At 37.8% G+C, this 24,524-nt stretch carries 20 protein-coding genes and 1 pseudogene; 6 read left to right on the top strand and 15 right to left on the bottom strand.

Features of this window, described 5'->3' with window-relative positions; translation table 11 throughout:
* Nucleotides 1-99 precede the first annotated feature (99 nt).
* The gene (gene nhaA, locus NMK50_RS01780) at nt 100-1,458 is read left to right on the top strand and encodes a Na+/H+ antiporter NhaA (protein ID WP_254770637.1); all 1,359 of its coding nucleotides are present in this window, start codon (nt 100-102) and stop codon (nt 1,456-1,458) included.
* A 733-nt stretch (nt 1,459-2,191) separates the two neighbouring features.
* Here the strand turns inward: nhaA and NMK50_RS01775 are convergent.
* Nucleotides 2,192-2,320 carry a hypothetical protein gene (locus tag NMK50_RS01775; protein ID WP_374112190.1) on the bottom strand — a complete coding sequence of 43 codons (129 nt, stop codon included), beginning with the start codon at nt 2,318-2,320 and terminating at the stop codon, nt 2,192-2,194.
* A gap of 302 nt (nt 2,321-2,622) precedes the next feature.
* Nucleotides 2,623-3,879, bottom strand: coding sequence for an aspartate kinase (locus tag NMK50_RS01770; protein WP_254770636.1), 1,257 nt, complete (start codon nt 3,877-3,879; stop codon nt 2,623-2,625).
* Nucleotides 3,880-4,078: 199 nt separating this feature from the next.
* Between NMK50_RS01770 and ubiG the strand changes: the two genes are divergently transcribed.
* Nucleotides 4,079-4,822, top strand: a complete 744-nt coding sequence (gene ubiG, locus NMK50_RS01765; RefSeq protein ID WP_254771151.1) for a bifunctional 2-polyprenyl-6-hydroxyphenol methylase/3-demethylubiquinol 3-O-methyltransferase UbiG — start codon at nt 4,079-4,081, stop codon at nt 4,820-4,822.
* 19 nt (nt 4,823-4,841) lie between these two features.
* Here ubiG and grxC read toward each other — a convergent pair whose 3' ends face one another.
* A complete protein-coding gene (gene grxC, locus NMK50_RS01760; RefSeq protein WP_254770635.1) occupies nt 4,842-5,096 on the bottom strand; it encodes a glutaredoxin 3 in 255 nt (84 codons plus the stop codon).
* 44 nt (nt 5,097-5,140) lie between these two features.
* Nucleotides 5,141-5,926, bottom strand: a complete 786-nt coding sequence (locus NMK50_RS01755; protein WP_254770634.1) for a ComF family protein — start codon at nt 5,924-5,926, stop codon at nt 5,141-5,143.
* 187 nt (nt 5,927-6,113) lie between these two features.
* On the opposite strand from NMK50_RS01755, the gene NMK50_RS01750 reads away from it, so the two are divergent.
* Nucleotides 6,114-6,998, top strand: coding sequence for a methyltransferase domain-containing protein (locus NMK50_RS01750; RefSeq protein ID WP_254770633.1), 885 nt, complete (start codon nt 6,114-6,116; stop codon nt 6,996-6,998).
* Nucleotides 6,999-7,012: 14 nt separating this feature from the next.
* Here the strand turns inward: NMK50_RS01750 and NMK50_RS01745 are convergent, their stop codons facing one another.
* Both NMK50_RS01745 and NMK50_RS01740 read right to left on the bottom strand, forming a co-directional pair.
* Nucleotides 7,013-8,368: an L-cystine transporter gene (locus NMK50_RS01745; RefSeq protein WP_254770632.1), complete on the bottom strand. Its 1,356-nt coding sequence runs from the start codon at nt 8,366-8,368 to the stop codon at nt 7,013-7,015.
* A 518-nt stretch (nt 8,369-8,886) separates the two neighbouring features.
* Nucleotides 8,887-9,105: a hypothetical protein gene (locus NMK50_RS01740; protein WP_254770631.1), complete on the bottom strand. Its 219-nt coding sequence runs from the start codon at nt 9,103-9,105 to the stop codon at nt 8,887-8,889.
* 1,359 nt (nt 9,106-10,464) lie between these two features.
* On the opposite strand from NMK50_RS01740, the gene NMK50_RS10415 reads away from it, so the two are divergent.
* On the top strand, nt 10,465-10,590 hold the full coding sequence (locus NMK50_RS10415; RefSeq protein ID WP_256481480.1) for a hypothetical protein: 126 nt from the start codon (nt 10,465-10,467) through the stop codon (nt 10,588-10,590).
* A 76-nt stretch (nt 10,591-10,666) separates the two neighbouring features.
* On the opposite strand, the gene NMK50_RS01735 is transcribed toward NMK50_RS10415, so the two are convergent.
* The gene (locus NMK50_RS01735) at nt 10,667-12,040 is read right to left on the bottom strand and encodes a glutamate--cysteine ligase (protein ID WP_254770630.1); all 1,374 of its coding nucleotides are present in this window, start codon (nt 12,038-12,040) and stop codon (nt 10,667-10,669) included.
* A 68-nt stretch (nt 12,041-12,108) separates the two neighbouring features.
* Nucleotides 12,109-12,855, bottom strand: coding sequence for a 16S rRNA (uracil(1498)-N(3))-methyltransferase (locus tag NMK50_RS01730; RefSeq protein ID WP_254770629.1), 747 nt, complete (start codon nt 12,853-12,855; stop codon nt 12,109-12,111).
* Nucleotides 12,856-13,081: 226 nt separating this feature from the next.
* On the opposite strand from NMK50_RS01730, the gene NMK50_RS01725 reads away from it, so the two are divergent.
* Nucleotides 13,082-13,225, top strand: coding sequence for a hypothetical protein (locus NMK50_RS01725; RefSeq protein ID WP_254770628.1), 144 nt, complete (start codon nt 13,082-13,084; stop codon nt 13,223-13,225).
* 93 nt (nt 13,226-13,318) lie between these two features.
* On the opposite strand, the gene NMK50_RS01720 is transcribed toward NMK50_RS01725, so the two are convergent.
* Nucleotides 13,319-15,199, bottom strand: a complete 1,881-nt coding sequence (locus NMK50_RS01720) for an AsmA family protein (protein ID WP_254770627.1) — start codon at nt 15,197-15,199, stop codon at nt 13,319-13,321.
* Between the two features lie 319 nt (nt 15,200-15,518).
* Here NMK50_RS01720 and folD point away from each other — a divergent pair, with 319 nt between their 5' ends.
* Nucleotides 15,519-16,418 (top strand): bifunctional methylenetetrahydrofolate dehydrogenase/methenyltetrahydrofolate cyclohydrolase FolD, encoded by a 900-nt coding sequence (folD, locus tag NMK50_RS01715; protein WP_254770626.1) that lies wholly within the window; start codon nt 15,519-15,521, stop codon nt 16,416-16,418.
* A 39-nt stretch (nt 16,419-16,457) separates the two neighbouring features.
* Here the strand turns inward: folD and edd are convergent, their stop codons facing one another.
* From edd to NMK50_RS01685, 6 genes and pseudogenes are all read right to left on the bottom strand, one after another.
* The gene (edd, locus tag NMK50_RS01710) at nt 16,458-18,281 is read right to left on the bottom strand and encodes a phosphogluconate dehydratase (RefSeq protein WP_254770625.1); all 1,824 of its coding nucleotides are present in this window, start codon (nt 18,279-18,281) and stop codon (nt 16,458-16,460) included.
* 68 nt (nt 18,282-18,349) lie between these two features.
* A complete protein-coding gene (gene pgl, locus NMK50_RS01705; RefSeq protein ID WP_254770624.1) occupies nt 18,350-19,087 on the bottom strand; it encodes a 6-phosphogluconolactonase in 738 nt (245 codons plus the stop codon).
* Between the two features lie 10 nt (nt 19,088-19,097).
* Entirely contained in the window at nt 19,098-20,573 is a 1,476-nt protein-coding gene (gene zwf / locus NMK50_RS01700; protein ID WP_254770623.1) for a glucose-6-phosphate dehydrogenase, read from the bottom strand.
* A 118-nt stretch (nt 20,574-20,691) separates the two neighbouring features.
* A complete protein-coding gene (locus tag NMK50_RS01695) occupies nt 20,692-21,975 on the bottom strand; it encodes an NAD(P)/FAD-dependent oxidoreductase (protein ID WP_254770622.1) in 1,284 nt (427 codons plus the stop codon).
* A gap of 11 nt (nt 21,976-21,986) precedes the next feature.
* Nucleotides 21,987-23,414 carry a glutamine synthetase family protein gene (locus NMK50_RS01690; protein ID WP_254770621.1) on the bottom strand — a complete coding sequence of 476 codons (1,428 nt, stop codon included), beginning with the start codon at nt 23,412-23,414 and terminating at the stop codon, nt 21,987-21,989.
* A gap of 369 nt (nt 23,415-23,783) precedes the next feature.
* A pseudogene (locus NMK50_RS01685) lies at nt 23,784-24,171 on the bottom strand (Arm DNA-binding domain-containing protein); the annotation flags it as partial.
* Nucleotides 24,172-24,524: the final 353 nt, after the last annotated feature.

The raw sequence follows: 24,524 nt of genomic DNA, 5'->3' as shown, positions 1-24,524 counted from the left end.
TTATTCCTTTTTTTTCTTTTCTATGATAAAAGCAACATTCTATAGCTTAGTTTACATAAAAAAATTATATTTAAAAATTGTCGATATTTGGAGTTGTTCATGTCTGATTTATCTTCAAATCGCTTGCCTAATCGTGCTTCTCGTGTCACAAATCAAGCACTTTCAGCCCTTGAGCGTTTTCTCCATATTGAAGCTCTCAGCGGTGTGGTTCTTTTATTAGCTGCCGCTGCTGCACTCGTTTTTGCTAATTCTCAATATGCTTCTCTCTATGAATCTTTCTGGCATACTCCTTTTGGCTTCAACTTCGGCCATTTTACCCTCTCATGGGATTTGCATTTCTGGGTTAATGATGCTCTCATGACTATTTTCTTTCTTGTTGCAGGAATGGAAATTCGGCGTGAAATTCATGAAGGTGCTCTCGCTGATTTGAAACAAGCAATTTTGCCAATTGTTGCCGCAATAGGTGGTGTTTGTCTCCCTGCAATTATTTATCTCATTTTTAACTTTAATGGGGGGCATACACATGGTTGGGCTGTACCAACAGCAACAGATATTGCCTTTGCTCTAGGCATTCTAGCTCTTCTTGGAAAAAATATTCCTTCTAACCTTCATATTATTCTCTTATCTCTAGCAATTATTGATGATATTATTGCTGTTCTCATTATTGCTTTCTTCTATTCTACAAATATTGATCCTAGTGGACTGATTATTGCCTCAGCAGGGATTGCTTTAGTGTTATTTTTTCAATGGATTGGTCTTGCTTCAGCATGGCTTTATGTTCTGCCTGGTGCAATCATCTGGTGGGGCTTAATGATAACAGGTGTTCACCCCTCACTTGCTGGTGTAATCTTAGGTATGATGACTCCCGTTTTTCCTACCAGAACTTTAGTAGCACCACTCACCATGCTAAGCAACGCGATGCAAATTCTTCAAGAAAAAAATGTCAAAACAGATTTGCATCATATCTCAACTGCATTGAAAAAAATGCGCAAAGGGCAACGCGATATGATTGCACCAGTAATACGTGTGCAGAAAATATTACATCCATGGGTTGCGTATGGTGTTATGCCAATTTTTGCCTTTGCAAATGCTGGTGTTAGTTTTGAAAATTTTGACCTTTCTTCTTATGAATCATTCTTGATCGTCTTCGGCGTTGTTATTGGTCTCTTTTTAGGTAAACCTTTGGGGATTATTATTGCTAGTTATTTAGCAGTAAAAACAGGACTATGTCGCCTGCCTCCCCAAATGAGTTGGGCAGGTGTTTTGCTCATTGGATTTTTGGCAGGAATTGGCTTTACAATGTCTATCTTTGTTTCAATGCTTGCTTTTAAAGAGATTACCTTACTTGATTCCGCAAAAATTGGTGTCCTTTGTGGATCTGGTTTATCTGCTCTTGTTGGCCTTGGATATGGAGTTATTTACATCAAGCGCAATAAAAAGAATCTTCGTAGTTCTTAATCATTCAAAGAACAGTGCTGTTTATCATAACTTTAAGCGGTTTTGATTTAGTATAACCGTGGAAACGTATAAGGAGAAAAGTTCTCCCTTACTTTACTGCTCTACCACTAAACAAAAGAGAAATCTTATCCTCTTTGGAAATTCTTTCACTTTACTGGTAAACTCTCTCAAAAAATTTCATAAAAAATGACCTGTGATTTTCATAACAGGAATGCGTCTTTATCTCATTTCCAACATTGAAAGCTTAACGAATTAATGAAAAAGGATGATATCTGTCGAGATAATCTACAAAAAAATACAAAATAGATGGTTGATTGCAAACCTTTGTAGAAAACGAGATAGATTTCAAATATCTCAACGCATTATTCCTATAACTGTGCAATCTATGGTTTTTATAACAAAATGCGCATCGCTTGGTTTATTGGAAATTATCAAAAAAATTTATTCTATTTGATGTAAATGGCTTCGTCTCTAAGGCTAAAGAGAAAACAAACCAAAAACCTTAAGTTGATATATTTAAGGAAAAAGAAGGCTTTTGTGTTTTTCCTAAATTGAAGATACTTTTTACGAGTCATTATGGCATAAACCTTCACTCTAAATTTTTATTCACTCTCATCGATGAATAATAACCTTCTTTTTTATACATATAGCTTATTGATTTTTATATTCTTTTTTAAGATTCGGAATGCATAAATAAATGTATGGGAATAGGATTTTCTAACATTTCTTTCAATTATTGTAAATCAAGAGTTCTTTTTGAAGTGTCTAACTTTTGCTTATCGATCTTTTGAAATGCGTGAATATTATCGAGCGCATCCATAAGGCGGGCAAAATCGATAGCAAACATAAAGACAAAAAACATGATCCACTTCATAAAACGGACATCATCTTCATACCCTGATAAGCGTTGATCATCATTATGGAGAAAAACAAAATCCCAATGGAGAATATCTCATCAACTCCATTTTGCGTAATTTCATCAATAATCTTATAAAATCAAGTCTGATGATTCTATCACTGATCTCAACATGCACAAAAATTCCTATGCGCTTATTTGAACGAGAAACAACTCTCTCCTCCTAAACAGTTAGGGAGAAACCTAGAACTCTCTTCATACATGAATACTTCAGATTACTGAGAAATCTTTTTAAAGCTAAAGAATGTTTAGCCCTTATCAAGCCCATAAACAGCATGTAGTGTTCTCACTGCAAGCTCAGTATAAGCACTGTCAATTAAAATAGAAATCTTAATCTCTGAAGTTGTAATTGCTTGAATATTAATACCTTTTTCAGCCAAAGCATGAAATGCTGTAGCCGCAACACCTGCATGGCTGCGCATGCCAATACCAATAACAGATACCTTGGCAAGATCGCTTTCAAATTGGATAACATCGAATCCAATTTCTTTATGGTTTTTCTTAAGAAGGGCGACCGCCTTCTCTACATCTGCTGACGGTACAGTAAAAGTCATATCGGTTTTTGAACCATCTTCAGAAATATTTTGTACAATCATATCGACATTAATGCGCGCTTCGGCTAAAGGTCCAAAAATTGCTGCGGAGATCCCTGGGCGATCTGAAAGTCTACGGAGAGAGACTTGTGCTTCATCCTTAGCAAAAGCAATACCAGTAACATTTTGTTGTTCCACAATTTCATCCTCATCGCAAATCAGTGTTCCAGAAGAATTTATTGAATCCCCCATGCCTAATGCATCAGGATCCTCAAAACTTGAACGCACAAAGGTACGAACTTTATGAACCATTGCCAATTCAACAGAACGAACCTGTAAAACTTTTGCCCCAAGAGAAGCCATTTCTAACATTTCTTCAAAAGCAACTTTTGGTAAACGACGTGCCTTAGGTTCTATTCGTGGATCGGTTGTATAAACGCCATCCACATCTGTATAAATATCACAGCGATCCGCTTGTATAGCTGCCGCTATAGCAACAGCGCTCGTATCTGATCCGCCACGCCCTAAAGTAGAAATCCGATTATCCGGAGCTAGCCCTTGAAAACCCGCAATAACAGCTACCTGACCTTTCTGAAAACGTTCTATCAAAAAAGAACCATCAATATCTGTAATGCGTGCACGACTATGTGCGCTATCCGTATGAATAGGGATTTGCCAACCAAGCCATGAACGCGCATTGATGCCCATTTCTTGGAGTGCAAGAGCCAACAAACCTGCTGTTACCTGCTCACCAGAAGCAACAACGACATCATATTCAAAAGCATCTTTATGTCTTGGTGAAGCATCACATGTCCATTGAACAAGCTCATTGGTTTTTCCAGCCATCGCGGATACAACAACGGCAACCTCATTACCAGCATCTACTTCTCTTTTAACATGCCGTGCAACATTGTGAATACATTCAATGTCTGCTACAGATGTTCCGCCAAATTTCATGACAATCCGCGCCATCAATAACACTCTTACCTTTATATTTCTTATCCCAAACGACTGTAAAAATAAGAACTTACTCTCGTATCAACAAACCATCTTTTCACATATAGAATATCTATCATTTGTGCAAGTTCAGTTATGTTTATGTTATTTTCTCTTGACTTTATAATAAAATCTATTTGACTTGATCATGAAAAAGGAAAAAGAGAACGACATGATAAAGAATGAAATGCATACCACCATCGATCAAAATGAAATTGATCATTTTTCACGTATTTCTGCGGAATGGTGGAATCCACAAGGAAAGTTTCGTCCACTTCATCAGTTCAATCCAACACGTCTTGCTTACATTAGAGAAAAAATCTGTTTAGAATTTCATCGTGATCCTGTTTCATTTATGCCCTTTGAAAATTTGAGAATTCTTGATATTGGCTGTGGAGGTGGTTTGTTATGTGAACCAATGGCACGTCTTGGTGCTATGGTCGTAGGAGCTGATGCGGCACAAACCAACATTGAAGTTGCAAAAATCCACGCAACCCAAAGTGGCCTTTCTATTGACTACCGTACCACGACTGCAGAAACATTAGCCAATCAAGGAGAGAAATTTGATATCATCCTTAATATGGAGGTTGTTGAGCATGTCGCTGATGTTAACCTCTTTATGGCAGCTACAGCAAAAATGCTTAAGCCACAAGGGCTGATGTTTGTTTCAACACTCAATCGTACATGGAAAGCATGGGGACTAGCGATTATAGGTGCTGAATATATTTTACATTGGCTTCCGAAAGGAACCCATGACTATAAAAAGTTCCTAAAGCCTCAGGAACTTAATAATCTTTTATCAAAAAATTCTCTTACTGTTATCGATAAAATTGGTATTATTTACAATCCATTAAACGACAGCTGGAATCGATCAAAAAACATGGACGTTAACTATATGCTTCTTGCACAAAAGTCTTAGGTAAAATAATTTATCATTCCTACATCTCTTGTAACAAAGAATTGAGCTTTCCTTCATCTTCTAAGGCGTAAAGGTCATCACAACCACCGACATGATAATCACCTATAAAGATTTGTGGAAATGTGTTGCGCCCATTTGCTCGCTGTACCATTTCTTCGCGAAGAGATGTTGAAGCATCAATATCTGTATATTTTACTCCTTTTCTATCAAGCAAATCACGTGCCCTCGTGCAGTAAGGACAGTTAGGACGTGTATAAATTGTTATCTGTTTCATAGTTATTCTCCCATGTTTTTTTCTAAGTTAATTTTAAGTTTCTTTCAAGAACTAGGAAGTATAGAGGCTTCTTTTAGGACACGCGAAAATGTTAACACATCAACCTGTCGTGCACCTGCGCGTTTTAATGTTACAGCCGCTGCTGTAACAGTCGCGCCTGTTGTGAAAACATCATCAATCAACAAAATAGAACGTCCCTTTAAATATTTTTTAACTTTATGTGGCACCTCAAAAGCATTCAATACATTTATTTTTCGCTCTCTCGCAGATAAATTCACCTGCGGACGGGTATGTCGACAACGGACAAGCCAGCCGGGCTTAAAAACTTTTTTCTGCGCCATTGCAATATAACGAGCAAGCTCTGCAGATTGATTATAACGTCGTTTCAAAAAACGACGAAAATGCAAGGGAATGGAAATAATAACATCACAATCATTAATAATCTCGCGCCCAGCAGATATCATCCAATTGGCCATAAAAGACGCTAATTCTATATGATCACTATATTTCAATCGCGTTACCAACGCCTGCGCTACTCCTTTATGAACAATAGCCGAGCGAACACGCGAAAAAGGAAGAGGACTTTTGAGAGCTTCACCACTGAGAAAACCTTCCCCCATATCACAAACAAAAGGAATTCCCATAACAGGACAATAAGGTTTTGTGATAAACTGAAGACCTTTCCAACACTCAGAGCAAATCGTACCATAAGCAGAAACGCTTCGCTTACATCCAGGACAAATCGGCGGATACAAAATTGTTAGCAAGCATTCAATCAACTTGCTTAATATATTTCCGCTATTTAAAGCCGTTCCTTGAAAGCATAACATTATTAATTCAGGCTTTTACAGCTTCCCTGTATGAAAAAATCTTTTCTCTTTTTTAATTTTAATTCCTTTAAAAACTCTTACTTTTTATAAATTTGTTTTTCTTTCACTTCATAAGCTTGACAGATCTTGCGCAAAATGAACCTTTGTAAAATATACTTTTAATAATAGAGTGAAAGTCTTTAACAATATGTCGCATCCTTTAATTTTTGATCATGATCGTATTGAGCAATTCCGAAAACGTGCTTTCAAAAAAGCAAAAGAAGGATGTGACTTTTTATTGTCCTACATGGCCGAGGATCTTTATAAACGTCTCAGTACTGTTGATCGTTTCTTTCTATTAGCGCTAGATTTACACAGCCATACAGATCTGGTAGCGCAAACTTTACTGTACTCTAAAAAAGTTCATTCCGTAGAACGCGTTGAAACCGATATACTTTATCAAAGTCGTGACAAAAAGTTTCATTTGCGTCCTCGAGAATTTCTAAACTTTCCCCAAAACTATTGTGACCTTATCGTTTCAATTCTTTCATTACAATTGACCAATGATACCCCTGGTGTTTTGAGCCAGATCAAAAATATTTTAAAACAAGACGGCTTATTCCTAGCTGTTATGGTTGGAGCTGGCACACTCGTAGAATTACGTGAATGTCTCCTCCAAGCTGAAATTGAAATCTATGGCGGCGCAAGTCCTCGAATTTATCCTTTTGCCGATATTCGTGAGGTCGGTGCTCTTTTACAGCGTGTTGGTTTTGCACTCCCTGTTGCAGATATTGAAAATATTACTATACGCTACAATACAATGTTTGATCTTATGCATGATCTTAAAGCGATGGGAATGCAAAATGCGCTTATCAATCGCTCACGAAGGCCTGTATCTAAACGCTTTTTTCTTCGCGCAGCTGAAATTTATGCACAACGATTTAGTGATCCCGATGGACGCATTCGCGCGCAGTTTTCTTTCATCTGGCTCTCTGGCTGGAGTCCTCACCCAAATCAGCAAAAGCCTATCCAGCCTGGTTCGGCACAAATATCTCTTGCAGATGTTTTAGGGAAAAAGTCTCCGAAACCTTAGATTTTACATGACAATTATTTTTCAAAGATGTTTTTATCCGTTACCCGTAACATTTGACTCGTCATCGTTCCAGCCAACATTGAATCACTTACATTGAGAGCTGTACGCCCCATATCAATTAAGGGTTCGATAGACATAAGTACAGCAACCAAAGAAACAGGTAGCCCCATTATTGGCAATACGATCAATGCAGCAAAAATAGCACCACCACCAACACCCGCAACACCAATAGAACTCAACGTTACAACACCAACAAGAGTAGCAACCCAAGTAGGATCAAGGGGATTAATCCCCACAGAGGGTGCTATCATGGTTGCAAGCATCGCTGGATAAATACCTGCACAACCATTTTGCCCAATCGTTGCTCCAAAAGAAGCCGCAAAACTCGCAATTGATTGCGGAACACCAATCCATTGCGTTTGCGCCTCAATATTTAAAGGAATACTTGCCGCACTTGAACGGCTGCTAAAAGCAAATGTCAAGACAGGCAAAACCTTTTTGAAAAAACGAAATGGATTAATTCCTGATATGACAAGCAACACACTATGAATTCCAAACATAAAAATAATACTAACATAGGAAGCTATAATAAAAATCAATAAATCTAAAATGTCCGTAACGCGTGAAGTCGCTCCGACCTTCGTCATAAGCGCAAAAATACCATAAGGTGTCAAAGAAATTACTATACGGACTAACCGCGTAACCCACGCTTGTGCTACTTGAATAAATAAAAGCGCTTGTTCCCCTTTTTCTGAATCATCTTTCTTTAAAAGAAGAACCGCAGCTCCCAAAAAGGATGCAAAAATAACGATACTGATAATTGATGTACGCTTGGCTCCGCTTAATTCAGCAAATGGATTTTTAGGAATCAAGGATAAAATCATCTTCGGAATATTCATATCTCCAAGTTGCGAAATACGTTCTCCCAAAAGAGCAGAAATATCTTGCCCTTCATGTAACAAACCATTCGCTGTTAATCCAAAGAAATTAACCACAAAAATGCCGACCAACGCTGAAAGAGCCGTTGTGAAAAGCAATATTGAAATGGTCATTATACTCATTTTTCCAACAGCATAGACAGAATGCAACTGAGCAACGGCTGAAACGATAGAGACAAAAATCAATGGCATAACAATCATTTGTAGCAATAAGATATAGCCATTACCAACAATGTTAAACCACTCAACGGATTTCAACAAAGTGGCTTCACCTTCTCCATAAATAATCTGTAAAGCACTTCCAAAAACCATGCCAAGAATAAGCCCCAGCATAACACGTAATGAAAGGCTCCATTTCATTCTGTTACTTTGAGCAATCGATAACAAGAGAATAACAAATAGAAATAAATTGATGAAAAAATTAAATGCCATTGTTTATGCTCACTATTGTTATGCTTGAGATTGAATAATACGTATAGCTCAAAATCAATGTATGCTATTTGAATATAAAATATAAATCTTACAACGCTTTTACAAAATCATTATTTTTAATTTATAGGCTAGGAGAGAATTTTTTGTCTATTAATAGCGATTTAAAGGAAATAAAAAATTAAATGATGCGTTCATTTTCCAATTATTTATAAAATCTTATTCTCAAGAGAAATATTTCTAATAAGGAATCAAAATATCAACATGCTGCCATTGAATTTCAATCACAAAAAACAATTTCAATATGCATTATCATTTGAATAACGCAAGCACTCTTTCTTACTATAACGCTTTAATTTATAACAATAATTCATCGTTTTGCACGTTGAATGTGTCTCCCGAATATTGTAAGATTCTCTTATTTTGAATCAATCATTATCATTTATTTGTACGTCATAAGCGAAGCTGGTGTGTGGGTAAAAACTCTAAAGAAAGGGGTAAAAACGCCTTTTATGAATCGTCTAAATACCAAGGGCTGCGCAACATTGAGGGCTGGCAAATAGTGTGATGGGGCGGCTTGCGCCTTCATAACCGTAAAGATGGTGATGTTCAATGGCTTTATTGTTATACCATTCACAGGCGCCGTCGTGAAATGGGCTGGGATGCTTTAAGAAATATCTCTTTAAAAAAGCCCGTGAATGTGCAACCCAATGGCGTTCTGTTTTGCTCTTTTGAGTCATAGAATCCTTGCAAAAATAATAAATAGAATGCTAAAATAATTGCATAGCTTGTTTTTCTAAAAATACGACAGCCAATTAAACGATTTTTGCCAATTTTATTCCCGACATCCTCAAACGCTTTGATCACCGTTTCTTTTTAAGACGTTTTATCTTATTAAAATGATCTTTACAAAATCTTCCAGGTTTTTTGATAAAGACTTCTTTTTTATTGACTATTACAAAATAGCTCTTCTAAACCAAAAAAACATAAATACGAAAATTTTTCAAATTTATAACATCATGCTAAAATGCGAAAGGATACAGAGTTTAATAATATTAAAGCTTTATCTTCATATATGCATCTGCTTTGAATACACTTAAATAGAAAATCTAAATCCATACCATAAGATTTATTATTTGTTATATGTATCTAAAAACCACAAAAACCAGAGCGCAACAAGAAGGCAAAGCCAACTGAAGAGTATATTAAAAACTCTCAAGAGAAAAATAAAGCCTGTTCCCTCTACAAAATAGAGCACCAAGCAGTTTTGCGGATAACTTAGTAGAATTACAAAGTGATCATTCCAAATTAGATATTTTCATACATCAGTGTAACAACTTTCTTTTTATGGACGAATTGCCGATTTTTGGCAAGAAAATAAAGAAATATCAGAGCTAAAGTGAACAAATAAAACTTAAACTTTTTCAAGTTAATATAATCAAATACGAAACCAATTGGAATAATTTAGAAGGAATTTTTCCCTCGTAAAAACTTAAAAAATTTTCACAACTCGATGTTTGAATACATCAGAAAATAAGATTTTCCCATTGGCGTTAACCAAAATGAGCAAAGTAAAAATGTAAGAGAAATAATAACCCATCATTCTATAACGCATTTTTAAAAGATAGCTCCTGTTTACGCTCTTGCTATACAGATATACCATATCACGGATATGAAAGGAGGAATAAGAGCAAATGTCATTACCATTAAAAAAATGAAAACAGTATAATATCTCTCGTAAACAACAAAGAGTGTTTGTGCGTGCATCACAAGCAGAATGGGCATATGTAAAACCATTTAAAAAAAACAAATGTTCTTCTCATAAATCCTCTTAATGTAAAATGAATATCACTTAAATTATGAAAATCATGATGATATTGATCTTTTTTCTTGCATAAATAAAGATAAACGCACTGATAAGTACGCAAATAACAAATTGATTTATAATGATAATTTATTTTATTGCATTTTGAATGGAATATCCTAAGATTCTCTCATTTCAAACCTGTTTATGTTGGGTCAAACCCTCGCCTTGCACATCACAAATGGGATTATGGTGTGGATGAAAAACCTTTAGGAAAGAAATAAAAATGCCTTTCATGAATCGTTTAAATGCAAGGGCTATTGCAACCTTGGGGGCTGGTAAAGAGTATGGTGCTGGATTGCATTATCCCCTTCATAAAGAGTATCAAGAGATTATGATGGGAAATAAGATAGCTCTCTAAAGAAATTTTGTAAATGAGCAGCAAAAACCATACGCACTTATTCGAAAATGAAAAGTGGTATTTTTTGTTTAAAAATTTAATAGGCGCATTCTAAAAATACAGGTTCCACAGCTCCATTCCAAATAGAATGATACAGAGATAACAACCTATCCGCATCTGTTTGACCCAACGCAATTACCTCTTCTAAGGGAACCAGAAAATTTGTTTCGTCTAGACCGTCAGCATCACACTGTCTGCGATTTTTTAACCCCTTGCGCGAAATAGCAACGACTTGACGAGCGATTTCTAAAATCATGGTGCGACGAAAAGGTGTCCTTAACCCTTCTTTAGGAACACGGTTACGCATATCTAAAACTTCTTCAAAACACCAATCTTTTGTTAAAGCTTCTGCTTCATTCAGTGCTTCACTGTCATAAAGAATCCCAACCCAAAAAGCAGACAACGCACAAATATGCTGCCAAGAACCACAATCAGCACCCCTCATTTCTAAAAATCGTTTTAAGCGTACTTCGGGAAACAAAGTTGATAGATGATTAATCCAATCTCCCATATTGGGTATTGAATTTGCAACTTTTCCCTTTAATGCCCCCTTCATAAACTGACGAAAAGTTATATGTGTACAATCATAGTAACGGCCATCACGCACGACAAAATACATTGGTACATCAAGTGCCCATTCAACATAATCTGCAAAACCAAAACGCTCAGAAAATACAAAGGGGAGAACTCCGGACCTCTGATTATCAGTATCGCACCAAATTTCAGAGCGCCAAGATAAAAAACCATTCGGACTCCCCTCTGTAAAAGGTGAACTAGCAAATAATGCTGTTGCAATGGATTGTAATTTTATTGACACTTGCATTTTTCGCCGCATATCACTTTCAGAAGAAAAATCAAGATTAACCTGAACGGTTGATGTGCGATACATCATATCAAGGCCACTTGTGCCAACTTTCGGCATATAATCGGTCATAATTTGATAACGTGACTTGGGCATCCGCGGCGTTTCAGCTAATGTCCATTTTGGGCTCGCACCCATACCGAGAAAACCAATACCCAATGGCTCTGAAATCTTCTTGAGAAGCGTTAAATGCTCCATAACCTCGCAATAAGTATGACCAATTGTTTCCAACGGTGCACCAGATAATTCAAACTGCCCCCCAGGTTCTAAAGAAATGGCACCTTGATTAACCGACCCTACGAGTCCTATAATATTTCCCTCATCTAAAATGGGTGTCCATCCTAAAACTTCTTGCATTCCTTCTAGAAGTGCACGGATTCCTCTTGTACCATTATATGGAACAGGACGGAAACCATCTCTATAGAATGGAAATTTTTCATGTTCTGTACCAATACGCCAATCATTTTCTGCTTTACACCCCCCCTGGAAATAGCTAACCAGGGAATCTAAGTTATAAATTTCACTTTCATCAGTTATATCAAGCGCCATAACTTATTTTATCCTATCATGAGTTCTATCATTTTAAATAAGCTGATTAGAATGATTTTACAAACTTCTCAATGAATTGACCAATCCCCCACACTAGCATTAAGAAGAGCCAAAGCAGCAACAGCAGCGGTGTCAGCGCGCAAAATACGCGGTCCTAAAGATATCGGAATCACAAAAGGACACTTTTTTAATAAGTTCCGTTCTTCTTCACTAAACCCACCTTCTGGTCCAATGAGAATACCAAACGTTGTAATCGTTTTATACTTTTTTAAAAAATATAATGGATTATGTGATTTGTGTGCTTCATCGCAAAAGAATAAAGGATGAGTCTCATCCCAACCTGCTAAAAATTCTGTTAACAAAACAGGAGAGACGCATTTAGGCAAAGATAAAATACCACACTGTTCAGAAGCTTCAATAATATTCGCTTCCATACGCGCCATATTGATACGTGTAACCTGTGTGTGATGCGTCATAACAGGTTGCAAAACCGATACCCCCATTTCAACAGCTTTCTGAACCATATAATCCAAACGTGCATTTTTGAGTGGAGCAAAGCAATAAATGCAATTCGAATGCGTCGTTTGTAATCTTTCTTGATGGAGAAGCTGAACCACAACACTTTTTTTCTTAACAACGATGAGTTTAGCAAGCCACTCGCCATCCTGTCCATTAAAAAGTAAAATTTCGGCTCCTTCTTTCATCCGCAAAACATGTATGAGATAAGAAGCTTGCGCTCCCTCTATCTTTATTTCTTCATTCAAAATAAGTGGCTGACGAATAAATAATCTTTTCAGTTTATAATTTATACGCATTAAAAATTGTGCCAAATCTAACTATAATGATCGGGAAAAATATATAACAAAAAGAAAAAAATATATCTATAGAACTATCACATATAAAGAATTATGGAGTTTTTTATCTTTATGAGATAAGAGCGGGAACAAATGGAATACTAATTGATTCTACTCTCTACAATTTTATAAAAATACACTATTTAGCATTGCATTCAGTCATTGATTGCATGAATGGAGAAAAAGTATGTCTGCTAAAAAAGCAACAATTATTACTATTACTGCCCTTTTGGCTTTTATTCTTATTACTGTAGGAATTGGCTCTGTTGGAGCAGATGGGAAACATACAATCACCAAAGATGGCTACGGAATTTCTGCTGAGCTTCAATAAGCAATGGCTCGTTTACTCTTAAAATTTCATAAAAAGATGATAATTTTTTAGCTATTTTCTAAAATTCTTGCCAATGCAAAATGAAAATAATGATCAATCTGTATCGATATTTTTCTTTACCCAAAAATTACCACCTTCCTGTCCATTAGAGCTCAAAGAAAAAGTAAAGGGCCGCATAAGACTGTTCGTAAGGCATTGGATATCTCTACAGAGCGTTTCTGAGCTATGGCTTTTTCGCAATTGTGCTTGTAATGTAAATCCATTCTGTTGATCTTGCATAATAGCAGAAGGAATTATTCCCCAGATGGATAAATTCCAGTCTGCCGTATGCATCAGTGATTCTGTTATCTTTATTGTAGCATTTGAAAAAATTGTTTGAATATTCCAGAAAGCAAAAGTTGTTGCAAGAACATCGCTCTTTGTTAAAGGAAATTGTTCCTTTTCTGAAAGCCTTATCTGTAAATCATTCAAATCATATCCTAATAATCGACCAGAAGACAGTTTCAGTGTTAATTCACCCTGCATTTTCGCAAAAATTTCTGACCAAGAATTGGCAAGTGTTCGTACCGTCATGGTAAAGTTTGCTTTACTCTGTGCAAAGGGCGTTATTCCCAAAGCTTCTGAAGCAGTTTTTATATCAATGGAAGTTCCAGAAGCACGTCCTTCAAGTTGAACTTTTTTATCATCCGATACAATTTCAATATTGCTTTGAAGAGATCCACCAAAAACATTTGCATGTCCAAGATCAAAAATGCCATGCCCTTTTCTTATTTGCATAGCAGCAGCTAAATTCGTAAACGCAATATTTCCTACTTTTGCTTGTGGCGAAGAAAGCCGGAGATCCACCCCAATACGATCAAAAACTGTCGTATCAAGCAAGGCGTTCTGCTCTTTAACTGAAGAAGACATAGATCCAAAAATGTTAAAGTCTAGGTTATCAAATGCTAAAGATCCAATAACAATTGGTACATCGTCCTGAAAATCAACTTCTAAAGCACCACGTGCATTTGCTGTTCCCATTGTAAAGGTAACATTATTCATTTGAATGTGCATTGGCTGCGCTAAAAAATGAGACTCCCATACAATAGGTGCGTTTAATCCATATCCCCAAAATTGATTGCCTCCAATCCATACTAATGTTTGGTTCCACCCTGGAGAACGCATCGATACTTTTCCATCAAAAATGTAATATTCAGATAATCGTACCTGCCCTATAAAAGTTATACCACCACGTACAGAATTGAGACTTGCCTTAACTTTGCTTTTCCCTCCTGCTAAAAGCAATAATGCTTGATCGGCATCAATTGATAATTTTGTAAACTCTCCGCGCCAACGCGCATCTGCGTGAAACTGTACTTCCTGCGTCGATTCGGGCCAGTCTAAAGTTGCATTTAATCCTGTTATTTTTTCTGGTACACCAGAAATGCTATCATGATAAACGAATATGCCATTTTCGATTACAATCCGTCCAAAAGGTTGCTTTAAAAGATGCTCTATATCTGGATGATCAGGATTATGCTTCAATATTTCACGAGCATTGCGTATCGCTAATCCTAATGCACCTTGTGACCGCGAAAATCTATCAAAAAAATCCACAACTGTTTTAATAGGCTTTTCCATAACGAATTGGGGGCGCACAATTCGCGTCTCTGAAAAGGAAACATGTCCCCAAAGAAGTTCTACCAAGGAAAGATCAACTTCTATTGATTCTGCTTCCATCAATGGAGCAACATTATTCATTTTTGCTGTTAAAGTAACACCGGAAAGAAACGCTTTAGGGTAAGGAAAAAGATTCAACCGTGGTGGATCACGTAATTGCACATTATAACCCGTCCACGCACTCAACTCTTGTGACAAACGAATGCGAATCGTATCTGTTGACACAAGATAAGGTAAAATGAGAATACCAGTTCCAAACAAAAAAATAATTGCAACAAAAAAACCGATCAAAAATTTTATTATTCTGGCGCGCACAATATTCCTCTATATTTTCGCCCCTATAACAGATTAAAAGCAAACTTAAATGATCGTTAAAAAATTCTTATCATTCTAAAATCCGTTATATCTCATTTAATAATTTCATTATTCTTGTTCTTATCCAAAGTTTATTGGAACAGCAATATTGCTGCTTCCTAACAAAACAATTATCTTTAAGACTTTCAAAAATTATAAAATACGTAATATTATCAAACTATTTTTACCACTCTCATATGAATATTGCTATTAAACACTATTGTATTGTCAGCAAATGCTTTACAAAAGAAACAGCTCTCTACCGAAAGGATCTCTCTCAATGAATAATATTATCGATGGAAAAAAGCTTGCTGAAGAGATTATTGTAAAAGTGAAAGCTGAAACAGAAAAACTCCGCAACAATTATAATATACAACCTGGTATCGCTGTTGTCATTGTCGGAGATGACCCTGCAAGCCAGGTGTATGTTGCATCGAAAAGTAAAAAAGCCGAAGAATGTGGTTTTTTTTCAATCAAACATATGGTTTCAAAAGAAACGCAAGAACAAGAACTCCTCCAACGCATAGCTGTCTTAAATTCTAATCCTAAAATCCACGGTATTTTAGTACAACTTCCCTTGCCGCCTCATATTAATACAAATCGTATAACACAAGCCATTGCGTTCCAAAAAGATGTTGATGGCTTTCATTATATCAATGTAGGAAAACTTGCCGCTAATGACCTTGAAGATGCTATCATTCCCTGTACACCAGCTGGTGCCATGATGATGATTGAACAACAATGTGGACAGGATTTATCTGGTCTTGATGCTGTTGTCATTGGGCGCTCTAATATTGTTGGAAAACCTATGGCCTCTCTTTTAACAGCAGCCAATGCTACTGTGACAATTGCTCACAGCCGTACCCGTGATCTTGATGATGTATGTCGTAGTGCCGATATTTTAGTAGCAGCGGTAGGTCGCCCACAAATGGTTAAAAAAGATTGGGTTAAAAATGGTGCGATTATTATTGATGTTGGTATTAATCGCATTGCGGCTCCCGAAAAAGGTGAAAATAAAACGCGCCTTGTTGGTGATGTCGATTTTGAAGAAGTAAAAGGCAAGGCTGCCGCAATCACACCTGTTCCAGGAGGGGTTGGACCTATGACGATTGCCATGCTCATGGTTAATACGCTTAAAGCTGCCGCTCGAGCTCATAATCTTCCTGTACCAAAATTCTAAGAAGTTTGGTGTATCTTCACTATAAAAATATCATTTTACTCACGCCATAAGGGCAGATGCCCCTTGATCTGCACGATTAACTGATTGGCGAAAAAGATGAAAAAGCTCACGCCCAACACCATATTCATTTTTTGAAAGGTCAGGAGAGATGATTGTTCGTGCATTAAATTTTGATAAATCTTGCAAAATAGTTAATTTACCCACATGAGCATCAAGACAAACGATATCGCCATCTTGCAAACGCGCAATGGGACCATTATCCAACGCTTCTGGTGTTACATGAATTGCAGCAGGAATTTTTCCTGATGCACCTGACATACGTCCATCCGTTACCAATGCGACCTTTTGGCCTCGATCTTGTAAAAGACCTAAAATTGTCGTTAATTTATGAAGCTCTGGCATCCCATTTGCTTTTGGTCCTTGATAGCGAATAACAGCGATAAAGTCTTTGTCATTTAATGCACCAGATTTAAAAGCCTCTTGTAGTCTCTCTTGATCATTAAAGACAAAGACGGGAGCTTCAATGCGCCAATGCTCAGATCGAACAGAGGATACTTTAATAATCGCTGTGCCTAAATCTCCCGATAAAAGGCGAATACCGCCATCAGCTTGAAACGGTTTTTTCCACCCCACCAATATCTTATCATTCCCACTTTCATTGAGAGCAGGCTCACGCACCACACTACCATCAGTGCCAAGCTTTGCTTCGATTGCATAAGCATTGAGATCTTTACCAAAAACTGTACAAACATCTTCATGCACTAACCCTGCCTCAATGAGTTCTCGAATAACAAATCCCATTCCACCAGCAGCATGAAAATGATTTATATCAGCCAAACCATTAGGATAGATTCGTACTAAAAGAGGCACCACTGATGAAACTTCTGCAATATCACGCCATGTTAATTGAATACCACAAGCAGCAGCCATAGCAATTAAATGAATAGCATGATTGGTAGACCCTCCTGTCGCATTTAATCCTACAATAGCATTTACGAAAGAACGCTCATCGACTATCATACCAAGTGGTTTATAACTATTGCCAAGTGCGGTCATTTCAAGTACGCGCTGCGTAGCTTCTCGTGTTAAAGCATCACGCAACGGTGTATTGGCATTGATGAAAGAGCTTCCCGGCATATGGAGCCCCATCATCTCCAGTATCGCCTGATTTGAGTTAGCAGTCCCATAAAATGTACATGTGCCAGGTCCATGATAAGACCGAGCTTCTGATTCTAGTAATGTTTGACGATCTATCTTATTTTCTGCATAAAGCTGGCGTATCTTTGCTTTTTCATCATTGCCTTGACCACTTGTCATGGGACCTGCTGGAACAAAAATTCCTGGTAAATGACCAAATGTTAGCGCTCCAATCACTAAACCAGGTACGATCTTATCGCACACCCCAAGATACAGAGCCGCATCAAACATATCATGTGATAAACTTATAGCCGTCGCCATTGCAATGACATCACGTGAAAAAAGAGAAAGCTCCATCCCCGTATTTCCTTGTGTTATACCATCACACATCGCAGGAACACCACCTGCGACTTGTGCTACACCACCAAACATACGAGCAGCCTCTTTAATTAAGTGAGGAAAAGATTCAAAAGGTTGATGTGCTGAAAGCATATCATTATACGCAGTAATAATACCAATATTGCCAACAATATTATGCTTCAAACGCTCTTTGTCTCTTTGACCACAAGCCGCAAAACCGTGCGCTTGATTAGCACATCCCAAAAAACTTCTCTTAGGACGCTTTTCTTGCGCCTGAGCAATACGATCTAAATAAATATCTCGCGTTGGAAGAGAACGTTCATAAATCCTTCGTGTAACCGTAGCAATTGTCTTGGAAAATGCCATCTTTATTTCCCCCTTTCATTTACGCTTCCCACTTTTAACGCAGAAATTGCGTATCATTTCTCTTTGTATCATGTTTCCGCTTCACTTATTTCATTTTCACCCGGAGACCAATAAACCTGAACAAGGTGATGCGCATTGCGTAAAACCGCACGAACAGGCATTTCCATTTCAGAGCCCTCTTGACAAACGACTTCAAAACAATCGCGTTTCTGAAAGCCTTCAAAATGAAGAAGTATGCAACGAGATTGCATGATGACTGGCAAAGTCAGTGTAAGTCTTGGCTCCAGAGCACTTTTTGCATGAAGTGGTAAAACAAGTGCCTGAGTGTGAAGATCAAGCGCTTGCCTCAAACGATCGGCATCAGAAAAAAAGGACGCTGTATGCCCATCACTTCCCATTCCTAAAACAATAACATCAAAGGGTCTAGGCAAAGTATTAATACGACTAGCAGCCGAAAAAGCAGCAAGTTCAACAGTAATTGCTTTATGATAAAGTCCTACAAAATGTGCTTTAGAAGCAAAGTTTTGTAGCAAATGACAGCGTACCATATGTTCATTTGAACGCTCATCATGCGTGGGAACAAAGCGTTCATCGACTAACGTGATGATAATATTTTGCCAATCAATATCAGCTTTTGATAAATAATGAAAAAATAGTTCCGGTGTTTTACCACCAGAGACTGCTAAAATCGCGCGTTTGCGTTCAAGAACAGCAATACTAAGCTCTGCTGCAACACGATCAGCCAATGCTAACGCTAAATCCGTGGGTGTTTCAAAATTTAAACGATCAATATTCATTCTATACACACTTATTGCTCTAAACTAAATTGTTCCATATACGCCCATCACGTTCCATCAAAAATGTTGAAGCAGATGGCCCCCATGAACCAGCTCTATATCCATGAATCGGCTGCTTTATTGCTTGCCATCCCTCAAGAATAGGATCAATCCAACGCCAAGCCGCCTCAACTTCATCACGACGCATAAACAGAGTTTGATCTCCACGAATCACATCCATTAAGAGGCGTTCATATGCATCAGGATTACGCTGAGAAAACGCAGATGCAAAACGCATGTCCAATGGAATATGACGAAATCGCATACCACTGGGATCTGGATCTTTAATCATCAACCATTGCTTGACCCCCTCATCAGGCTGGAGACGAATAACAAGCCGGTTAGAAAAAATCTCATCTGCATTCGCTTCAAAAATATTATGCGGGATGGATTTAAAAACTATAACAATTTCAGACATCCGCGTGGACATGCGCTTACCTGTTCGTAAATAAAAAGGTGTATCTGCCCAACGCCAATTATTAATCTTAACCTTCAGCGCCACAAATGTTTCGCTCTCACTGACTTTTTTTCCCAAATCATCACAATAAGATCTTACAGAGAGACCATTTAAGAGACCAGAAAGATATTGCCCACGTACAGTATATTGCCCTACATTATGAACATCAAGAGGCGTTAAAGAATGCAAAACTTTCAGTTTTTCATCACGTACAGCATTTGCCCTATTGGTAAAGGGTATTTCCATAGCAACCAAACAGAGCAATTGTAGCATATGGTTTTGGACCATATCGCGTAGCGCACCTGCACTTTCGTAATATTCTGCACGCCTTTCCAATCCTAACGATTCAGCAACCGTTATTTGAACATGGTCAATATAATTGGAATTCCATAACGGTTCATAAAGTGTATTCACAAACCGCAAGGCCATTAAATTTTGCACTGTCTCCTTGCCAAGATAATGATCAATACGAAAGATTTGATCTTCATCAAATACTCTTGCAAAAATATCATTGAGTTCAGCTGCTGTTTTTGCATCACGACCAATAGGTTTTTCAATAATGATCCGTGTTTGCTGCGTTATTAAATCATTTTGCCCTAATCTCACAGCAATATCACCAAAAAGTGGTGAACCAACCGCTAAATAAAAGGCCCGAATATCAGCAGGATCTTTTGACAGAACAAGAGAAAGATCTTTCCATCCCCGATTTGATGTAATATCAACAGAAACATAGGTTAAGCGTTCAAGAAAACGGTCCACTTCAATTTGGTTGAGATCTTTTGGTTGAACATGTTTCTCTAGGGCAGCACAAACAAAATTTTGATATTCTTCACGACTTAATGAAGAGCGTGAAACCCCAATAATACGCGTCGGATCACTCAATTGCCCAACACACTGACAATGGTAAAGAGCAGGTATAAGCTTGCGTGATGTTAAATCGCCATTGCCGCCAAAAACAATACAGTCAAAGGGAGAGACTGGAATAATTTTACTCACCATGAACTTGTCTCTCTTCCTTGTTCATATAACAGTTTTTAAAATTTATAGAAATTCCAATCATTAAAACAGATAGATATTAAATAAGCTATTAATTTTCGTTATTTCAAACAGTGCTCAGTTAAAAATGATCCATCAAAGAAAACCAGTGCATTGCTAAAAACACCAGCGGGTAACGTAAAATTTTTCCACCTGGAAAAGGTGAAATCTTTAAATCTTGAAAAAATGCAAAACGCTCACGTTTACCTGTTAACCATTCAGAATATAATTTTCCTATAAAAGGAGCAAGTATAACCCCATGCCCCGAATAACCACCACAATAAGTGATCCCATGAAAAAGTTGACGAACATAAGGCATACGTTCAACCGTGATAGCAACCGTTGCCCCCCAATGATGGGTTAGATTTAGAGAGTGTAAATGAGGATAAATTTCAAAAATCTGCCGTCTTATGCGTTTATCTAAATTTGCAGGATATTGACTATCGTAACTTTCTACCCCACCGAATAATAAGCGATTATCAGTAGTTTTGCGAAAATAACGAATCATAAAGCGAGAATCATCTACCGATTCGCCCCCCTGAAGAATAGGGCACTCTTTTGATAAAGGTTCTGTTGCTCCAATATAAGAGCGAATAGAGAAAATATTTTTCTCAACAAAATGCTGAAGCCCAAGTTTATACGCATTCGTTGCTAATAAAACATGCTCAGTCCTTATATTCCCCCGTTCTGTTATCACTCTATAATGGCTACCATTGCGCTCTATCGCAGTTACTTGTGTCTTCTCATAAAGTGTAGCACCAGCATTTTTGGCGTTTTTGGCCAACCCAATAACGAGCTTTAAAGGATTGATATGACCAGTCTCCGCATCATAAATACCACCATGGTAAAAAGAAGAACCAAGTCGTTTAATTGTTTCATCCCTGTCCATAAAAGTGAGACCGGAATAGCCATAACGCTGCATCACTTCAATATGCCGTTGATAAGATGCTAATTCGCGTTTTTTATGGGTAACAGAGAGATGCCCTGCCATAAAATCACACTGACAATCGGATATTGCACACCAAGATAGAACATCTCTTTTGGCTTCTTCAGCTAAATCAAATAATGTCTTACTTCGCTCAAAACCATATTTTTTCTCTAATGATTCTACCCATTGTCTTAGCCCAGTTCCCAACTGCCCACCATTGCGCCCTGAAGCACCATCACCAAACCGTGAAGCTTCAAACAAAGCAACATGCACTCCAGCCTTAGCCAAATGATAGGCCGCTGAAAGCCCAGTAAACCCACCTCCGATAATAACCACATCACACTGTATCTGACCGTCAAAAAACGGATAAGAGGGACGCTCCTCTAAAGTATCCTCATACCAAGAAATTCCTGGAGAAATCGGATTATAATCAATCATCGTGATAAACCTCAAACATTAAGCAAGAGATATTCGCGCTCCCACGGACTGATGACTTCCATAAAAGTTTCAAACTCTTGTCGTTTGATTGCAGCATAGGTACTGACAAATACATCTCCTAGAATGGCACGTATTGCCGTATTTTGTTCAAATAAATTAACTGCCTCAATGAGACCACGTGGTAATTCAATGCTATCAGCATTCACATTACTTGTTGTTGGTTCATCAGGTTCAAGCTTTTGCTGTAATCCAATAAGACCGCAAGCCAAAGAGACTGCAAGAGCTAAATAAGGATTAGCATCTGATGAAGGAAGTCTATTCTCAACGCGCCGTCCCTGTGGAGCAGAGCGAGGGACACGAAAAGCTGTGGTACGATTATCATACCCCCATCGCAAATTAACAGGTGCGGAAACATCAGGCATGAGACGCCGATAAGAGTTCACATAAGGTGCAAGCATTACAAGTCCCCCCGCCATATGTTTTTGTAATCCACCAATAAAATGACGAAAAAAAACACTTTCCTCACCATCTTCTTGTGTAAAAATATTCATACCTGTCTTTTTATCAACAACCGATTGGTGAATATGCATAGCAGAACCTGGTTGCCCTTGAATAGGCTTGGCCATAAAAGTGGCATACATATCATGCTTAAGTGCTGCTTCACGAATTGTGCGTTTAAACATAAAGACTTGATCAGCTAATTCAATCGGATCACCATGACGTAAATTAATTTCAAACTGACCAGCTCCTTCTTCATGAATGAGCGTATCAATTTCCAGCCCCTGCGCTTCTGAAAAATGATAAATATCATCAATGAACTCATCAAATTCATTGACACCCGCAATCGAATACCCCTGCCCCCCACCAATTGAACGGCCAGAACGGCCAACTGGAGGAACTAAAGGATAATCAGGATCAGGATTTTTCTGTACTAAATAAAACTCAATTTCTGGTGAAACAACCGGCTTTAAACCCATTTCCTTATAAAGATTAAGCACTGTTCGCAAAACATTTCGTGGCGTATAATCTACAACCTGCCCATTTTGATAGACAAGATCACAAATCACTTGTGCGGTAGGAGCTTCTTCCCATGGTACAATGCTCAACGTAGAAAGATCAGGCTCAAGACGCAGGTCCCCATCTGTTTTAGGATATTCAAAACCATGACCATCTTCAGGATAATCTCCTGAAATTGTTGCAACAAAAACAGCTGAAGGCAATGCCAATGATGTTTCTGAGGTAAATTTTTTAGAAAGCATCATCTTGCCACGCGGTACACCTGCTTGATCAGGTGTAATACATTCAATATCTTCGACATTACGAGAAGCAAGCCACTGCGAAACTTGATTCCAATTGTCTACACCACGTAAATTTTTGAGAAAACCAGAAACAGGTTTAGAAGCCTTATTTTTTATTTGTTTACCATTTTTTACAGCCATAACACACCAACTCAAAAAAACATTCAAGCCTCACTATTAGGTATTACCCCATACATGAACGTTATGAAAAAACTCTATCAACTTCATTTTTAAAGAATGCCACAAATCCTATCAAGGTAAAAGAGACCTTGAGACTATTATAAGCTGCTTACCATATCAAATATAGTGGAAAAATTGGTACTGCACGCGATACATCGGTGCTAACGTTCTCTTTAAAAACACACAGATAATTACAACCAGCGTTTTAAAAAGCCTTACCAATGAAGTACTAGCTAGAGGGTTGCGTGCACAACGCAATAATGACACACTGATCGCGCAAGCATGCTTCACATATTGTACGCATAGCCTGTATGGAGTCTGCAGCTCCTAAAGACGTAAAGGTGAAAACCAATCTCCAGCCTTACCATCTCCTTTTAATTCAGCTTTACGGCTTTCGAAAGCATCCAAAGCAATATCTTTTAGATAATGGAGATTACGCATAGCCTCACGCTTTTGTTTGTCACGTTCTTTAATGGGATCACGGCCCTCACGGAGAACAGAACACCATTGGGTTGCACATTCACGGGCTTGTTTTAAAGAGACATCTTTTAAACTACCCAAGCTCATTTCACGGCGCCGCCCGTGGATGATATAACGTAAAAGCCGTTGAGCATCACCATCTTTACGCTTATGAAGGTGCAAACTAGCGCCATCATATTCTTTGCCAGCCCCCAATGTTGCAACAACCCTTGGTATTGAGACGATTCATTAAAGGCATTTTGCTCCTTTCCAAACAGTTTTCACCCCATACACCAACCCCGCTTATGATGTGCAAACATAATTTCACTTGGTTCAACATAAGAGGATTTGAGATGAGATGAGAGAATCTTACAATATTTGGGAAGATGACACAAGTTGTAAAAACATTGTTTATCTTTATAAATCAATGCATTGTCTAAATACTCAGACGCAATTCTACAGGGTCGTACAGTGACCACAGTTGCACCCTTAAACACAGGTCCCGACCATATATCATAATGCTTGACAAAAGCATCATGCCATCATAGCGACCGCTTTGCGTATGGGTTCCACAACATAGTTCTACAAACGTTGACACATTGCTAAGCTAAG

Source organism: Bartonella harrusi (assembly GCF_024297065.1).
Lineage (GTDB): Bacteria > Pseudomonadota > Alphaproteobacteria > Rhizobiales > Rhizobiaceae > Bartonella > Bartonella harrusi.
This window is presented reverse-complemented; position numbering and strand designations above follow the sequence as displayed.

Excerpts from the sequence above, each read along its gene's own strand:
- nhaA (WP_254770637.1), top strand. The coding sequence starts at position 100 with ATGTCTGATTTATCTTCAAATCGCTTGCCTAATCGTGCTTCTCGTGTC.
- NMK50_RS01775 (WP_374112190.1), bottom strand. The coding sequence starts at position 2,320 with ATGTTTTTTGTCTTTATGTTTGCTATCGATTTTGCCCGCCTTATGGAT.
- NMK50_RS01770 (WP_254770636.1), bottom strand. The coding sequence starts at position 3,879 with ATGGCGCGGATTGTCATGAAATTTGGCGGAACATCTGTAGCAGACATT.
- grxC (WP_254770635.1), bottom strand. The coding sequence starts at position 5,096 with ATGAAACAGATAACAATTTATACACGTCCTAACTGTCCTTACTGCACG.
- NMK50_RS01755 (WP_254770634.1), bottom strand. The coding sequence starts at position 5,926 with ATGTTATGCTTTCAAGGAACGGCTTTAAATAGCGGAAATATATTAAGC.
- NMK50_RS01750 (WP_254770633.1), top strand. The coding sequence starts at position 6,114 with ATGTCGCATCCTTTAATTTTTGATCATGATCGTATTGAGCAATTCCGA.
- NMK50_RS01745 (WP_254770632.1), bottom strand. The coding sequence starts at position 8,368 with ATGGCATTTAATTTTTTCATCAATTTATTTCTATTTGTTATTCTCTTG.
- NMK50_RS01740 (WP_254770631.1), bottom strand. The coding sequence starts at position 9,105 with ATGACTCAAAAGAGCAAAACAGAACGCCATTGGGTTGCACATTCACGG.
- NMK50_RS10415 (WP_256481480.1), top strand. The coding sequence starts at position 10,465 with ATGAATCGTTTAAATGCAAGGGCTATTGCAACCTTGGGGGCTGGTAAA.
- NMK50_RS01735 (WP_254770630.1), bottom strand. The coding sequence starts at position 12,040 with ATGGCGCTTGATATAACTGATGAAAGTGAAATTTATAACTTAGATTCC.
- NMK50_RS01730 (WP_254770629.1), bottom strand. The coding sequence starts at position 12,855 with ATGCGTATAAATTATAAACTGAAAAGATTATTTATTCGTCAGCCACTT.
- NMK50_RS01725 (WP_254770628.1), top strand. The coding sequence starts at position 13,082 with ATGTCTGCTAAAAAAGCAACAATTATTACTATTACTGCCCTTTTGGCT.
- folD (WP_254770626.1), top strand. The coding sequence starts at position 15,519 with ATGAATAATATTATCGATGGAAAAAAGCTTGCTGAAGAGATTATTGTA.
- edd (WP_254770625.1), bottom strand. The coding sequence starts at position 18,281 with ATGGCATTTTCCAAGACAATTGCTACGGTTACACGAAGGATTTATGAA.
- zwf (WP_254770623.1), bottom strand. The coding sequence starts at position 20,573 with ATGGTGAGTAAAATTATTCCAGTCTCTCCCTTTGACTGTATTGTTTTT.
- NMK50_RS01695 (WP_254770622.1), bottom strand. The coding sequence starts at position 21,975 with ATGATTGATTATAATCCGATTTCTCCAGGAATTTCTTGGTATGAGGAT.
- NMK50_RS01690 (WP_254770621.1), bottom strand. The coding sequence starts at position 23,414 with ATGGCTGTAAAAAATGGTAAACAAATAAAAAATAAGGCTTCTAAACCT.